14 protein-coding genes and 1 pseudogene are annotated in these 14485 nt (G+C 43.0%); 6 read left to right on the plus strand and 9 right to left on the minus strand.

The features are described 5' to 3' along the window. Window positions 1-462 precede the first annotated feature (462 nt). From K4A83_RS03785 to K4A83_RS03795, 3 genes and pseudogenes are all read left to right on the plus strand, one after another. Window positions 463-666, plus strand: a complete 204-nt coding sequence (locus tag K4A83_RS03785) for a hypothetical protein (protein ID WP_265263083.1) — start codon at window positions 463-465, stop codon at window positions 664-666. Then, entirely contained in the window at window positions 651-983 is a 333-nt protein-coding gene (locus K4A83_RS03790) for a type II toxin-antitoxin system PemK/MazF family toxin (protein WP_265263084.1), read from the plus strand. The genes K4A83_RS03785 and K4A83_RS03790 overlap by 16 nt, the downstream gene beginning before the upstream one ends. Before the next feature lie 29 nt (window positions 984-1012). Then, window positions 1013-1246: pseudogene (locus tag K4A83_RS03795) on the plus strand (AAA family ATPase); the annotation flags it as partial. Window positions 1247-1261: 15 nt separating this feature from the next. On the opposite strand, the gene K4A83_RS03800 reads toward K4A83_RS03795, so the two are convergent. The 3 genes from K4A83_RS03800 to K4A83_RS03810 all read right to left on the minus strand — a co-directional run bounded on the left by K4A83_RS03800 (window position 1262) and on the right by K4A83_RS03810 (window position 4205). Beyond that, the gene (locus K4A83_RS03800) at window positions 1262-2749 is read right to left on the minus strand and encodes a HesA/MoeB/ThiF family protein (RefSeq protein WP_265263087.1); all 1488 of its coding nucleotides are present in this window, start codon (window positions 2747-2749) and stop codon (window positions 1262-1264) included. A 37-nt stretch (window positions 2750-2786) separates the two neighbouring features. Then, on the minus strand, window positions 2787-3035 hold the full coding sequence (locus K4A83_RS03805) for a hypothetical protein (RefSeq protein ID WP_265263088.1): 249 nt from the start codon (window positions 3033-3035) through the stop codon (window positions 2787-2789). A 198-nt stretch (window positions 3036-3233) separates the two neighbouring features. Further along, on the minus strand, window positions 3234-4205 hold the full coding sequence (locus tag K4A83_RS03810; RefSeq protein ID WP_265263089.1) for a Mov34/MPN/PAD-1 family protein: 972 nt from the start codon (window positions 4203-4205) through the stop codon (window positions 3234-3236). 206 nt (window positions 4206-4411) lie between these two features. On the opposite strand from K4A83_RS03810, the gene K4A83_RS03815 reads away from it, so the two are divergent. Next, a complete protein-coding gene (locus tag K4A83_RS03815) occupies window positions 4412-5764 on the plus strand; it encodes an NB-ARC domain-containing protein (protein WP_265263090.1) in 1353 nt (450 codons plus the stop codon). Between the two features lie 150 nt (window positions 5765-5914). Here the strand turns inward: K4A83_RS03815 and K4A83_RS03820 are convergent, their stop codons facing one another. The 4 genes from K4A83_RS03820 to infC form a co-directional block, all read right to left on the minus strand. After that, complete coding sequence (locus tag K4A83_RS03820; protein WP_265263091.1) at window positions 5915-6259, minus strand: hypothetical protein; 345 nt, start codon at window positions 6257-6259, stop codon at window positions 5915-5917. 97 nt (window positions 6260-6356) lie between these two features. Beyond that, a complete protein-coding gene (locus K4A83_RS03825; protein ID WP_017304371.1) occupies window positions 6357-6821 on the minus strand; it encodes a cyclic nucleotide-binding domain-containing protein in 465 nt (154 codons plus the stop codon). Window positions 6822-6946: 125 nt separating this feature from the next. Continuing rightward, a complete protein-coding gene (locus K4A83_RS03830; protein ID WP_265263092.1) occupies window positions 6947-9940 on the minus strand; it encodes an MFS transporter in 2994 nt (997 codons plus the stop codon). 91 nt (window positions 9941-10031) lie between these two features. Further along, complete coding sequence (gene infC, locus K4A83_RS03835) at window positions 10032-10559, minus strand: translation initiation factor IF-3 (RefSeq protein WP_265263093.1); 528 nt, start codon at window positions 10557-10559, stop codon at window positions 10032-10034. Between the two features lie 323 nt (window positions 10560-10882). Here infC and K4A83_RS03840 point away from each other — a divergent pair, with 323 nt between their 5' ends. Continuing rightward, the gene (locus K4A83_RS03840; RefSeq protein ID WP_265263094.1) at window positions 10883-11302 is read left to right on the plus strand and encodes a hypothetical protein; all 420 of its coding nucleotides are present in this window, start codon (window positions 10883-10885) and stop codon (window positions 11300-11302) included. Between the two features lie 170 nt (window positions 11303-11472). Here the strand turns inward: K4A83_RS03840 and K4A83_RS03845 are convergent, their stop codons facing one another. Further along, the gene (locus tag K4A83_RS03845) at window positions 11473-12285 is read right to left on the minus strand and encodes a carbon-nitrogen hydrolase family protein (protein ID WP_265263095.1); all 813 of its coding nucleotides are present in this window, start codon (window positions 12283-12285) and stop codon (window positions 11473-11475) included. A 344-nt stretch (window positions 12286-12629) separates the two neighbouring features. Here K4A83_RS03845 and K4A83_RS03850 point away from each other — a divergent pair, with 344 nt between their 5' ends. Then, window positions 12630-12839 carry a hypothetical protein gene (locus K4A83_RS03850; RefSeq protein WP_265263096.1) on the plus strand — a complete coding sequence of 70 codons (210 nt, stop codon included), beginning with the start codon at window positions 12630-12632 and terminating at the stop codon, window positions 12837-12839. A 251-nt stretch (window positions 12840-13090) separates the two neighbouring features. Here K4A83_RS03850 and K4A83_RS03855 read toward each other — a convergent pair whose 3' ends face one another. Then, the gene (locus tag K4A83_RS03855) at window positions 13091-14413 is read right to left on the minus strand and encodes a proton extrusion protein PcxA (RefSeq protein ID WP_265263097.1); all 1323 of its coding nucleotides are present in this window, start codon (window positions 14411-14413) and stop codon (window positions 13091-13093) included. Between the last annotated feature and the right edge of the window lie 72 nt (window positions 14414-14485).

A 14485-nucleotide genomic window follows, 5' to 3' on the forward strand; every position in this document is an offset into this window, starting at 1 on the left:
ATAAGGTTTGGGTTTGACCTTGTATTCGAGAACAAACATTGTTTGACACTGGCTTGCTTGGTATCATTGTAGCACTCCTAATGCCGCCCTGGAAGGGCGGGGCTTGAAACCCATTATTTTTGGTCAATCAACGCTACCCGGTTTCTGGTCTATAGCTAATCCTATGTTTGAAACCGGGTTTTTGTTAGGGAGTAGCGGGAAAACCAGCCAATTAACGCAACCCGGTTTCTGGGTTCGTGAGGAATAAGAAACCGGGTTTTTGGCAGGATTTAGGTGGAAAAGGAGAGGATGAGGGCAACCCGTGTTCGGATATGGGGAAGGTGCTAAAATGACGGGTGGAAGCTTTGGACAGGGTGGATTGCGCTGTTGTCCAGGGAAACCCTCAAAAATAAAATTCCCAAAATAGAGTAAAACTTAGGTTGAGGGTTATCTACTCAAAAATCATCCCTAGGAGAAGGTGCTATGAATTTGGCAATTAAAGAAAAACTCCTCGAAAAAATTGAACAAGCCTCGGAATCTACTCTCCAAGAAGTTTTAGATTTTTTGTTGTTTCTAGAATTCAAAGAATGTCAGAAAGATGATTTAGAAATTAGCCGATTGAGTGAAGTTAGTTTAGCAGAAGATTGGCTAACCCCAGCAGAGGATAAAGCATGGGAACATTTGTAAAAGGTGATGTGGTTGTTGTTCCCTTTCCTTTTTCAGATTTGACCCAGATCAAGCGAAGACCAGCGTTAGTTCTGGCAGAATTGAACAAAAATGATTTAATTCTTTGCCAGATTACCAGCCAGTTTGCTGAGGATGACTATACAACCCGGGTCGAGGATAGTGATTTTGAAACAGGAAGTCTCAATAGAATCAGTTACGTTAAGTCTAATCGAATTTTTACGGCTAATGAAAGAATAATTGCCTATAAAGCAGGAAAGTTGAAAGGTAATAAGTTGACAGAAATAGTTGCAAAATTGATCGCCATTTTGCAACAGTAAAAACGCAACCCGGTTTCTGGGGTGGTGAGATGTCTGATATGTGGAAATTAATATGGGAAACGGCGAAACGGCTTAATGTTCAAGTTTTTGCAACAACGCATAACAGTGATTGCTGGACGAGCCTTGCTGCAATTGCCAGTCAGGAAAATCCCAGTGAGCAGGGAATTACAATTCACAGGATAGAAAAGGGAAAACCGAATAGTGTTGTTTTTACAGAACGGCAAATTGTAATCGCTGCGGAACGAGGAATTGAGGTGCGCTAGAGCATGGCTAATATTTTACCCAAAAAAATTGTCATCAGGATTAGTAGAATCCCATGAATTTCCACACACTTGACAAGATACATCTCGCTCCCATTTAGCACCATACCATCGTAAAATTGAAGGAGTTTTTGAGCCATATTCCATCTTAGGCCAGCTTTCATAAGTATTCTCTCGACGATTAGCCCAAATATAAAAATCTGCAATCAAGTCTTCCTCTAAAGATTTAATACCACTATCTTTATCGCGAGAAAGTTCCTGTAGGGCTAATTTAACAATCATATTTGAAATCGGCACAATATCTGAAGATAAACCTACTTGGATAGTTGCCTCAACTTGATCATTAGATACATAAGCTGGATTATCATCTCTCGCTTGTCTAAAAGAAGAAATTTCTTCTTGGCGAGACTGTAGAAATTCTTTAGTAAAAACACAAGCCAAACAAGGGCCTTGAAAAGGGCGAACCCTTAAAACATCTCCACCACAAGCACGGGTTAAAGCTCTTCCAAAAATTGTAGTTATTTTATACTCAAGGGCTATGTTATTAAGGTTAAAACGACTGCGATTATTATCGCTTGCACCAATAATTAAATCACAATTTTTTAGTAATAGTTTTGTTTGTTCAAAGTTAGTATTAACGTCTATCTCAGCAGTTTCTATTTGAACATAAGGATTTTTGCCATATAATAAATCCTTAACAGCTTTAGTTTTATAACGACCTAGATCACCAGTTCCACAAACATGACGAGAAACATTAGCTAATTCCAATCGATCAAAATCAATTAAAACAAACTTACCTACTCCTGCTTTTGCTAATTCTATCGCTACAGAAGCCCCCCCACTCCCTAGCCCAACAATCCCAACTCTGCATTGCTCAAGAACAGATGTTTCTAGCAATCCATGACTGCGTGAATACAGTTCACAACGCTGAGGAATAAATTTAATGATTCCCTCAGATAGAGAACCATCTGCTTGAGAAATAAAAACCCGATGGTTTAATTTTTCTTCTTCAATTGCCAATAATATAACTATTGAATGGGGAATATTTTGTGTTTGTCTAGGTTGGCTATTAATAATTGATTGAGCCAGAGTAAATCCTTCATCATTTCTGATCATTTGGGGTAAAAAGTAAATGATAGAAGCAACTGGAAAACCGGAAAAATGAGTTTTTGGGTGTGATGTATAAACATGAAATACATCTCCACCATCAAACCCAAATGCTACAGCAGAAAATTGATTAATTGCAGAATTCTCCCACTTCTGATAAACATTTTGAATCTGATCTTCGTGCATATAAACAAACGAAGGCTTGGCAAAAAAAAATCCCTCCTCAGCAATTTGATCTGCTACTACAGCATCAGGATTAGGGGGGTTTTGAGTAGAACGTTGAACAACCAACTCACCCGTGCTAGGATCAAAAGTCAGTTTCTGACTTGAAGGAGTTTCTCCTTCTTCAACTGTTCTTGCTAGAAATTGTTCAACTTGTTGAGATTCAGCTTGGCTCATGACTTTAAAATGCAGTTTTTGTGATTAATTACTGTGATTACATATGTGGGAGAAAGTGATCAATCGGTTGACCTGTTCTTTTGTGAGCTTCGAGGGCTTCTAGCCACAAACGACCCTTAAGAACAACTTTATATAAAGTCAAGTTAGGCAACCAATCTCGATAATGACAAATTTGAACATAACCATAGGTGTCAGGAGAAAGAGTGTGCATCATACTGCTGGTTTCATAGGCTTTCATATCTTGGCCGAGAAAACCTCTTAGAGGACTGGGAGAAACTACAACCATATCAGGTCTAGAATTAGGAAAATCAGAAGGGACATAAACTCGGACTTTGTATTGATTGCCGACATTTGTTTTGAGGTTTCCCTCTATTCTAGTATTACTCGAATCTGTCGGGTTAACCCAGCCAAATGACGGAAAATACTTCCGTAGTATTTGTTTTTCTACTGCCAGTCTTTGACGCTGAACTTGACTCCACATAATCTAATACCTACATCTATTTTCCCAACGCTTTATACAGGCTTCGATTTGCTGAACCGGATTCCATTGACCATCCCAATCTTTTACCGGGAAAGATTCACCACCGACCTTAATTCTAGGTGAATCTTTAGGAAAACTAGGGGGTAGATAAACTTGCCATTTTTGAGAAACTCCCTTATATTTATGGTAAAATGTAAAATAAATGTCTTCAGAAGGGGGGGTGCGAATCATTTCACGGTTTTGATCCAGGCTCTCAAACGCATCAAAAATTTCCTTCAACAGAGCTTTACCTTGGGGTGTTGAATACCAAATATTCTCTGAGATAACAATAGGTTCAGTAACAACCAAGGATTGTGCGTCTAGAGTTGTTTGCTCAACATTCCAGTTATTTCTAGGAATGGTAGGACGTTTAAATAAAGTTCGATGTTCTCCATATTCTACATCTTTGCGAATTGGACTTTGATCAGGTAAAACAACCCAAGCACCTGTTTGATAATGAGAAGATAAGGCATTGAATAAAAAACACCCCACATTAACTCTGTATTTTCCTCGTGCATATCGCTCTGTTGTTGGATTTAAGTTAGCAATACATAACAAGAATTTAGGAAAATCGTACCGCCTCAGTGCGTTAAACACCGTCTGTTCATCACCACCGCTAGGCTGGGCTAATGCCATCTGGTGATGCGAGTGCCATTCTCCAATGTGCTGAAGACCATGTTTGTTTCTCAAAATTTCACCAGATTTAATCAAATGATCTCTGTCTTGATAAAAGCTGGTTCGATTATGTTGGCTCATTTGTCCTGGTCCTAGTACAAGCTGAACCACAGGAAAACCTGAATGAGTCCAAAATCCAAATAAGTCCCCACCTGTTTCCAATTCAGGATATTCCTCAACCCATCCAGCAATGTAGTCTAACTCCTGTTGGTAAATCAGGGTTTTAAATTGACTCCCTGTTCTGTAGCTTGAGTGTGACATCTTGACTACTCGTAAACGTTTCTCGTTCTGACTACTGTTCTGTTTCAATTCCAAGATGCCACTCTAATTTTGGTATTGCCACCCCAAAAATAACTGGTTTTCTGTCGTTTTTTGTAAAGAAGGATGAAGTCTGAACCAGAAAAAACCAGATTTTCTGACCGAAGAGTAAGCTATAATGCTTCAAAACCATGCTCTATCTTAAGTCTATGAGTATTACAGAAGTGTTACAATTGGTCGATCGCTTAGTACAGAAACAAACCGGAGAACATCTCGATGACCTCCAAAAAGAGATTATTCAAGGGATTTGGGAAGGGAAAACCTATCAAAAAATTGCAGAAGATAGCACTAAAGGTTACAACGAAAATTATATTGGGGATGTCAGCCGCAAGTTATTTGAAATTTTATCTGAACAGTTAGATGAACCAATTAAAAAATCTAATTTTTGCTGGACGATCGAAAGAATAGTTAATTCTCAGGCTTTTGGGTTAGTAAATGCTAATATTAGATATTGTCCCTATCATCCTCCAGCCAATCCCCCACAACCGATTCCTTCTCCAGAAACACCCTATCCCCTTAAAAAATACCAAGATTTAACCTTAGCTCCCAAGATTCACCGCTTTTGCGATCGCACAACTGAACTCCACACCCTCTCCTCTTGGCTGTGCGATAAAAAAATTCCTTTAATCTCCGTGTTAGGCATTGCAGGAATCGGCAAAACGACTTTAGTGAAACGAGTTGTTGACCTCAACCAAGAACAATTTGATTTCATTGTCTGGAAACCGCTTAAACTTTGCCCTTCTTTCCCCTCTCTTATTCGTGATATTTTAACCCACAGTAACCCATACTACGAGGAAAACGATCATCAGTTAACACAACTCTTTGATCTCTTTCGTCAACAAAGATGTTTAATCGTTCTCGATGACTTACAGGAGATTTTTGTTCCGGGGAAAGGGGCTGGACAATATAAAATGGAGCATAGAGACTATAAAACTTTGTTGACAATGCTAACCCATGTTGAACATCAAAGCAGCCTTATTGTTATCTCCCAAGAACAATGTCCAGAAATGATGGAGTTAGATGAGGAACTGTACCCTATACAGGCTTTAGAATTAGAGGGTTTAGAAAATACAGATATCCTAAAAAACTTGGGCTTAAAGGATCGTCAAAACTGGTGTCAACTCATGGCTTTATATGAAGGCCATCCCATGTATCTCAAAGCCATTGCTCGGGTGATTAATAAAGTTTTCTTGGGTAAAGTTTCTGATTTTTTAGCAGAAAATCGCGTCATTTTGACTGATGAAATGAAAGATCAATTTCGAGATTTATTCCAGCGTTTATCCCCTATTGAACAACAGATTGCTTTAAGATTGACTGAATTTGAACAGCCCATTGACAGGAATCAGTTAAACGCAGAGCTATCCTTACCCTCACCCGATTTGATTAATGGTTTACAGTGTTTACAAAGACGGTATCTGATTAAATCTATCACAACTGACGCTGTTTATTTTGGTTTATCATCAGTTTTTCGAGAATATTTATTAGCTGATGTCCTAAATTAGGTAGGGTCTGAATTGACGTTGTAAGGTCTGGACATGGGCGATCGCAGATTGTCCAAAGGAGCAAAACCACTGGACTCCAACACCTGTATATTGCTCACTCGACCATCCCGGTGGAGATCCTAACTTAAGCGCGTGACCCAAATCCCGCAATTAAGATAAAAACTCAGCCAAGAAACCTAAATTTTCCTCTTCCTCTGGAGTGAATGGATCATCTTCCCAACAAGGCTCTGGGATTAAAATACTCAAAGCATTTTGAATATCTTCATAAATCCCTTCTAAATCCGTCACACTGCCGAAAATCTGATTTAGCGCTTTCCAATCTCGTCGCGTGAGGGGCATTAAATGAGCGCCATAATACTCCTCTTTGTATAACAAACGGTAACGACGGGCTGAATTTCGCCAAGTCGCGGAGGATTGACGGGCTTCAATGCGCGCACTGTAAAGCCGGAGGTCAACCGGAAAGTCACTATCGCGACTGGGAAAAGAGGCAGTCATAATTTAATAGAGCGATACGACGGCGCAACAATCAGAAGCCGATACTGTATTTTAACTTAATTCCGGCGAAGCCCATCGGTTATTCTGCTGAGAGGGGTTAAGCTTTACTTAAATTTGCGGCTTTCATCTGGGCTTCGTAGCTGTTGATTTTGCCGTTGAGTTCCCGAATTCGACGGGATAAAGCGCGGGTGACATTCACCGCAATCTCGGGGGTTTCTTCAATGGCATCAATGAGTTGAAGTTGATTGAGAGTTAAACAATCACAAGCTTCGAGGGTAGTCACAGAAGCAGAACGAGGTTCTGCGTCAAACAGGGCCATTTCGCCGAAAAAAGTCCCTTTCTCCAAAAACGCTAGATCGCGATCGCCTAAATGTACCCGAACCCGTCCTGACACCACAATATATAGTGATCTCCCCTCTTCTCCTTGCTCAAAAATAGTGTGATTATTGGGAAAAGAGAGTTCATCCATTGCCGAGGCCAATTTCACCAAGAACTCATCACGCAATTCTTGGAAAATCGAGACACGACGTAAAAACAACAAGCGTTCAAAGCTACTTAGCATTGTTGATAGCAAAAGTGTTGGATCACAGCAAATATCAGAACTCCCAAGACCTCATCAAGATTCTAGCCCATGTTCGCTAAAAAACAAGCAATGGAGGGAGTTGAGAATTGATAATTGATAATTCATTAAGAACTTAACTCACTCTTGAGACGGTTTACCTGTGCCGCCACGAGGGGGTCAGGATCATCCGTTAAGATGGGCAACAGTTCAATACAAGTCCGAGGACTGGCTTGTTTTAAGTAAATCAGAACCGCCTCCCGGACAAAACTACTGGGATGTTGCAAACAGACTAAGGTGGCATCTTTAGTCACCATCCAACGCTGTTCTCGGGCGAGGTGGAAACAACAAGCGAGAGTCCAATCCGAGAGAAAATGACGTAATTCTAGCAAACGACGGAGGCGATCGCTCGGACTTAAGGGTTCGTAAGGCATTAACTCAGATAAATCCGACAAACTTTGAGCCGTAGAACGACGCTCTAATACCCTTAACAGTAGTTGTTTCTGGGGAACATCTAGGGTGTTATCCAGAATTTCTAGGCCCAAGGCGATACTAATTTCTGAGTCAGAATCCAGATTGAGGATGGCCGCTTGAATGGTACTAAAGGGATAGAGGAGTTTCATGATTAAGAAACACCGATCCAGTACATCTTGTTGAATCCCTTGCAAGGCCCCACGCAGGAGATCCGCCGCTTGTCCCGTGACGAGATCCGGTGCTAAATCGAGTTCTGCGGCACACAGTTGAGCCAATAAGAGCAATTCTTGCTGAATGAGGGTTTCTACCCCACTGCGCCCTAAATGCTCTAAAACAGCCTCAATTCCTTGATCTCCGGGAACTTTAATCAGAATGCGCAATAGATTCCGGCGGGTCATGCCCCAACTATTCATCAAACGTTGGGAGAGGAGAGCGAGGGCTTCCGGGCTGCCGATTTCTGCCATGGCTGTCCAAGCTTGTTGGCGGATAAAATCGGGTTTGCGCAAGTCATCGGCTAACTGGTTGAGTAGGGGGAGGGCTTGATCCCCGAGAGTGACCAGGGAACGCTTGGCGGCGCTGCGGGTGGAACGGTAGTATAAACCGCGAATGAGTGCGCCATAGTAGGGGGTTAATTCTTTGTGGGCGATCGCCTCTAAGAGAACACAACGCACCCGGGGGGACTCATCCTTGAGCAAAATGGGGATAAAATGTTGACTCACTCGGGATGTTACCGGGAGTTCTTCGAGGGCTTGAATGCCAATCATGCGATCGCGCTCTCGTTTAGACGTTAACAAATCTTCCAAAGTTGCGATCGCCTCCTGTTGTTCCCCCACCGTCCCCCGACGCAGAATCAGACCCGCCGCCGTACCCCGCACCATCGAATCCACCCGTTCATTCAGATAAGGCTTCAAACTATGGGTTTCTAACTCCGGTTGCGACAGCCAAATATAGCGCAACGCCAGCGCCAGAACATCTAAATTGGGTTTATGCTCAATCAAGCGCTGCACATGGCTCAAATAGACCACATTAGGGCATTGCAGCATCACCTCCATACTTTGACGCTGCAACACCGGGGACATTTTCACCAAACGCGGGGCTAAAATCTCCCCCGCCCCCTCCAAATCAATCCGCTCCAACAATTGAATACAAGACCGTTGATCCTCCTCATTCCCCTCCTGATCCAAAGACTCAATAATCGCCCGCTTAAAAGCCTTCAAATCCACCGACGAGAAACTAATCCGCCCCTGTTCCGCACTCTGCACCAACAAACTGACATAGCTTTGACGCAAAGACAAAGCACTGAGCGCCCAGATAATGGAAAACAGTACAATTGCCCCGACAAAAATCCCACCTTGGAACTCTCGTCGTAAATCATCCGGTAAATCAGTAAACAGTCGCCCAATAAACCAAACCGCCGTAATAATCGAAACCCCAGTTAACCCCGTACTTAGCGGTTCCGCAATCCCTTGCACTTGGGTTTGAATAGAACTGCGAATTTCCGCCGGAATCGGTTGGAACAAAAACGGCTCAATCCCGGCAATTAGGGTATAGCGCAACAGTTCATCAAAAAACTTGAGGACAATCACCCCAACAAACAGAATCTGGGCGCTGTCCAACTCAAACCCGCCGATTTTGGTCAAGTCTAGAACAATGGTAAAGAAACCCAAAATCGAGAGAGAAACGGGTAAGAACATCGCCGCAATAAACACCCCTAACCGTTCCACAGCCCGACTGGAGACAAACCACTGAGTAATTAACTCACAAATGCCCACAAACCCGGAAAATAGCCCCAAAAACCCAGCAATTTCATCCGTATTAGGATAAGCCCGTTCTAACTCCCCTAAATATTGGAATTCCACCAATAAATACAACACTTCTCCCAAAATAAAGAAAGCAAACAGAGGAATAACATATTTGCGTAAAGACGTATTGGTGCGGCGAGAGGCATAAGTCGGTTGTAAATCATCCAACTCCCGCACCGGAGTATCCGGGAAAAACTGTTTATAACGATTACTGAGGTACAATAGCGCCCCACCCCCCAACAGAATCATCAGAGAAGCGAGGAATAGCACATTTTTCAGCCCAATCAGCCAGAGTAACAGGGGCATGGAAAACCCCGAAATCACATCCCCCAACAACAACCCACTGGCAATAATGGGATAAGCCCGCTTAATTTCCCGAATATTAAATAACTGGTTGGCGGCCACCTGAGAATTCAGATCATTGAGGATTTCTTCCGCATCCATCCACAAGCGCAGAATAAAGACCGTCGCTAGTACAAAAAAACCGTTAATGTTGTCTAATTCTAACCCCAGACGGAAGACAATCAAGGGCATGGACATTAACAGGGCAATAATGACAAAGACTTTTTTCAGGGGGAAATTATTCTGTAGCCAAGAGTACAACACCCCAAGACCAGATCCCATTAACGCGCTGGCCATATAGATCAGGGGTAAACCTTCCGCCCCAAACCCATCGAGGAACAGCGCGATTGTAGTTTGCTCTAACCACAGTAACCCCACAGAGGTCAAAGTGTAGGCAATGAACATAAAGAGGGTTCGTTCCCCTTCTTCAGGACGGAGATTGAGCAGATTCAACAGCTTTGCACCCCAGTCCGTTGGACTTTTGGCAATTTTTAAGGATTTCATAGTCTCTTGTGGAAGGAAAAAGAGAAAAGAAAAAGGCAAAAGCCTAAACAATCACTTCCGCCTTTTGCCTCTTACCTTGTTACTTAAAAAATCATTTTTTCGGAGAAAGTAACATAATCATATTACGCCCTTCCTTTTTTGGAGCCTGTTGAAGTTCTGCAAACTCTTGTAAGTCGTCAGCCATCCGTTTCAGTAAGGCTTCCGCCAGATCCGCGTGTTGACTTTCCCGACCTCGGAAGGTCACAGTGGCCTTGACTTTATCTCCTGCTTTAAGAAAACGCTGGGCGCTGTTTACACGAACTTGGTAGTCGTGTTCTTCAATCTTGTAGCGCATTTTGACTTCCTTCACATCAGCCGTATGCTGCTTTTTGCGAGCTTCCCGGGCTTTTTTCTCTTGCTCAAATTTATATTTGCCGTAGTCCATAATCCGGCAAACGGGGGGGTCGGATTTATCGCTGACTAACACCAGATCCAATTCCCGTTCTTCGGCCAGACGACGCCCCTCTTCCGAGGTGATGACCCCGACTTGGGAGCCATCGGTGTCAATGACTCGAATTTTGGGAAAACGGACTCTTTCGTTAATTTGAGGGACATCCCGGCGGGTTTTCTTTTCTCTCACAGGCGTATGCTTACTGAATTGTGTTCGTTAGCTTAGGGTTAATGGTTTGTACAATCGGAATTGCTGCTATTTTACCCCAAATCTCAGACGACGCATCACTGATGCCGAGAGCCAATGGTTTTCCCCAGCTAGTTTAGGCAAGTTACAACAGGGTCATGTAAAGATTTTTGAACAATCCCCAAGACCCTTAACTCGATTTTGTTCAATCTGTACTCAGGGCATATCCAAAGCAAGGGGTTTCGCGTTATTCTCAAGGATACAGAACTCTGACTTAATATCAAAGGGGGTCGTTCGTTTCAGGTCGTGTTGGGAGAGGAGGTTGCGTGGCATATTGGGTCCGAATTCAGTATGAACGACAAGAGTATATTGTTGATCTCGATCATATTAGTGCTTTTGTTTGCGCCCCCAACGGTCGTCTAACCTTCTGGCTTCCTGAAAGTGCCAGTCCGATTGTGATTAATCATCAGGCGAATCCCGATGATTACTACCGGGTGTTTGACTATGTAACTCAACTGGCGAGCCATTCTTTAAACGGTTCATGGATTCGTTTGTTCTATGACCGCAGCGAGTACATTATTGATTTGAACCGCATTAGCACGTTTTGTTATAGTCCCAATCAAAAAATTACTTTTTGGCTGCCGGATACTTCTATTCCCATCATTCTCACCCAACCGGGAGATCCGGAAGGGTATGAGAAGGTGCGAGATTTTATCTATAAGAAAACTGGGGAAATTTTGTCGTGAATTACCGACTCATCATCCTACGGATAGATGAGCGGCTTCGGGATTCCCAGGGGAATGCTTTCCATCAACAATTTTGAACAAAAAGAGCGACGCACTCCCCCACCTCGCGCCCTCGCAGGTGGGGTGAGCTTCATTCAAAAATTACAATAGGAGGATTCTCGGCTATTCTGCTAAAACACTCGATGTTCTAAGGAGGGCATTTGTCGCCGCACTTGGGCTAAACGGGCCGGGTCAATTTCTGCTACGGCCACACCGGGCTGATCTCCGGCATCGGCTAAAACCATGCCCCACGGGTCGATAATCATGGCGTGACCGTGGGTGTGACGGAGGCCGTAATGATTGCCGGTTTGGGCGGGGGCGATGACGTAGGCGGTGTTTTCAATGGCTCTGGCTTGTAGTAAAACCTGCCAGTGGTCTTTTCCGGTGTAGGCGGTGAAGGCGGCGGGAACAAAGAGGACTTCGGCTCCCTGTTGAGCCAGATAACGGTATAACTCGGGGAAGCGCACGTCATAACAAACGGATAACCCTAATGTGCCGAGGGTGTCTGAATGATACACGGGGGGCAATTCTTTGCCGGCCATCACGGTACTGGATTCTCGGTAGGTGTTGCCGTCGGGGACATTCACATCAAAGAGATGCACTTTATAATAACGGGCTAATTCTTTGCCGTTGGGATCGATTAATAAGGCGGTGTTATAGACTTTCTGGGTGCCTTCGACGAGGATGGGGAAACCTCCCCCGAGAATGGTCACTTGGAAGCGTTGCGCCATCCTGTGGAGGAATTTCTCGGTTTTTTGTGCGATCGCCTCAGCCTGAGTAATTTTATCCTGTTCCTCTCCCATAAAGGCAAAGTTTTCCGGCAAACAGACTAACTCTGCTCCTTGACGGACGGCTAAATCAATCAATTCTTCGGCCTCGATCAAATTCTTCTCTAGATCGGGCTGACTGGTCATTTGAATAGCGGCGGCGAGATAAGACTTCATGCGTGGGTTTTCGCTTAAATCGTGTGGTGGGATCAGATCACCATCATAACTTACGGCGATCGCTTTCAACAGCCTTGAAGTCAGGTTCAATACTAAAGGGCATCTTTTACAGCAATCCGCCTTAAGGGCAAAGACCAACCTCAAGGGGGTTTACTTTGTTCCTCTCTACTGGGTCAGTTTGCCAGAAACGGCTCTATTTCTCCGCTAAAGAAAATTGGCGTTGCTGCGAAATGAAAGGTTGATCGTCTGTAGTGACCTATGAAGCATTCATCACCGCGATTCTTCGAGGGTGAGTAGGTCGTTCCCAGTTTACTAATTAATGTTGTTGTGGGGTATTCATAATTATGGGTAGTATTAGTGAGATTGTTCAACAAGCCCTTAGACAAGGCTATTTAACCATTGAGGCTGAACAAGAACTAAGAATACTATTAGGTCGAAACTGTCCATGTGATGACATGAAGATTTTTTGTCAATTGCAAATGGAAATTATGGAAGGTCGTGTCACCCAAGAAGCGCGAGAAAAGTTAGCTTGCTCGGCTCAGAAATGTTTATAGTTCAAAAGCATTGTAGGTTAGGTAAAATGAAATGTAAACCAACATTTCTTGTTTAATTGCGAGAATATTGTAGGTTGGGTAAAATGAAATGTAAACCAACATTTCTTGTTTAATTGCGAGAATATTGTAGGTTGGGTGAAATGAAATATAACCCAACATTTACGCCTCCCCTTTTTTCGCTAATTGTTGGGTTGCGCTGTCGCTTCACCCAACCTACAAAACGAAAAAACAACAAATTTTCTGTTTGCTGACTACTCATTCATCGTCTTATAAGTCGCCACCGCAGAGGGAGAAATGCGGTTAAGATAGCGGAAAATTGAATACTTTAAGACCGTATCTAAAATAACGGGAAAGGTCGCAATAAATAGAAAGTTAAAATCTCGGCTTTCTGGCAAACCAAAATGATGAGCAAACCCTTCTAGAATTACTTCCCACCCATGAGGAGAGTGGAATCCTACAAACATATCTGTGAACAGAATAATTAAAAACGCTTTCGCGGAATCACTTAAACCATAAATCAACTCATCAATAAACGCTTTTAAATTCGCTACCTCGGCTTGATTAATCAAGAGAATCCAAGTAAACGCCCCCAAAGAACAGAGATCCGCAAAGACATTAGACACAGCATCCGCTCCACGTTCCCGAAACTCCTTGGCTAATTCTTGTGCTTTTTCGGTCACTTGTTCTTCTATCTTTTCCTCAGAAATATCTGGCAGTAACCCAATCATCCGACTAAACTCTAAGCTGCGTTGAAACCGTTCTAGTTCCATAAATGCTTCTTCTTGCTGGTCTTGATTTAAAAATACAATATCCTGTTGATGGGAGAAAAATTGCTGTTGAATAATAGGTTTAACTAAAAAATTTTTGCTCAGTTGATGGGTGAGCAAAGGAATAATAATCAGTAGCAAAATAAATTTAATGGAACTGGCGGTACGATTGCGGGCTTTACGAAATTTGGTAACAACTTCTTCTTCGGATTCCGATGTATTTGGATCAATTTCTCGTTTGATGCGGCTAAATGTGTTTAAAATAGAGCGGGGAACAGCCCCCCGTTTATCCGAGGCACTTTGTAGGTTTGGGGGTTCTTTGGGTGGCTTAATCGCTTTAGGTTGGGGGGGCGAGTTAATTAAGTCTAGGGACTGATTCGAGGAATATTCAGGAAGTTTCACCACAGAAACAGAGATTGTGGGATTGGTTTCCGGGGGGGGATTATACCTTAAAAATATTTCATCAATAAAGTTTAGTTTTTCAATGATAATAGCAGAGTTTTGTGTAATTTCTACTTTATAATAGGGGGAGTTGAGTAGGTCAGGATCATTAATAATGCTGCGAGTAGCTTTAAATTCTGTGAGCCGCAAACGGGCGGTTTTCAGTTGTTTCTGTACTTCTGCTTGACAATAATTAAAAACTCGTTCGGAATGTTCTCCATTCTCTCGGGCGACTTTTTGACCGCCAAAATATTCATCTTCGAGGGTTTTGATGATCCGGGCTGCCCGGTACGCTTGATCTAAAGCGCGGTCAGGTGTGTCATAATACCAGCGTCGGAGGTTACGAATTAGGATTTTTAGGTTCATGGCAGTCAAACAGCCTAAAGTTGCTTGTTAGGAATGAGGGGCAATTGTTATTTTAGCGATGAAGTCTAAGCT

Origin of the sequence: Spirulina subsalsa FACHB-351, from assembly GCF_026130165.1 — a bacterium.
GTDB classification, from domain to species: domain Bacteria; phylum Cyanobacteriota; class Cyanobacteriia; order Cyanobacteriales; family Spirulinaceae; genus Spirulina_A; species Spirulina_A subsalsa_A.

Excerpts from the sequence above, each read along its gene's own strand:
- K4A83_RS03825 (WP_017304371.1), bottom strand. The coding sequence starts at position 6,821 with ATGCTAAGTAGCTTTGAACGCTTGTTGTTTTTACGTCGTGTCTCGATT.
- K4A83_RS03790 (WP_265263084.1), top strand. The coding sequence starts at position 651 with ATGGGAACATTTGTAAAAGGTGATGTGGTTGTTGTTCCCTTTCCTTTT.
- K4A83_RS03810 (WP_265263089.1), bottom strand. The coding sequence starts at position 4,205 with ATGTCACACTCAAGCTACAGAACAGGGAGTCAATTTAAAACCCTGATT.
- K4A83_RS03820 (WP_265263091.1), bottom strand. The coding sequence starts at position 6,259 with ATGACTGCCTCTTTTCCCAGTCGCGATAGTGACTTTCCGGTTGACCTC.
- K4A83_RS03850 (WP_265263096.1), top strand. The coding sequence starts at position 12,630 with ATGGGTAGTATTAGTGAGATTGTTCAACAAGCCCTTAGACAAGGCTAT.
- K4A83_RS03845 (WP_265263095.1), bottom strand. The coding sequence starts at position 12,285 with ATGAAGTCTTATCTCGCCGCCGCTATTCAAATGACCAGTCAGCCCGAT.
- K4A83_RS03800 (WP_265263087.1), bottom strand. The coding sequence starts at position 2,749 with ATGAGCCAAGCTGAATCTCAACAAGTTGAACAATTTCTAGCAAGAACA.
- K4A83_RS03815 (WP_265263090.1), top strand. The coding sequence starts at position 4,412 with ATGAGTATTACAGAAGTGTTACAATTGGTCGATCGCTTAGTACAGAAA.
- K4A83_RS03830 (WP_265263092.1), bottom strand. The coding sequence starts at position 9,940 with ATGAAATCCTTAAAAATTGCCAAAAGTCCAACGGACTGGGGTGCAAAG.
- K4A83_RS03805 (WP_265263088.1), bottom strand. The coding sequence starts at position 3,035 with ATGGTTGTAGTTTCTCCCAGTCCTCTAAGAGGTTTTCTCGGCCAAGAT.
- K4A83_RS03855 (WP_265263097.1), bottom strand. The coding sequence starts at position 14,413 with ATGAACCTAAAAATCCTAATTCGTAACCTCCGACGCTGGTATTATGAC.
- K4A83_RS03785 (WP_265263083.1), top strand. The coding sequence starts at position 463 with ATGAATTTGGCAATTAAAGAAAAACTCCTCGAAAAAATTGAACAAGCC.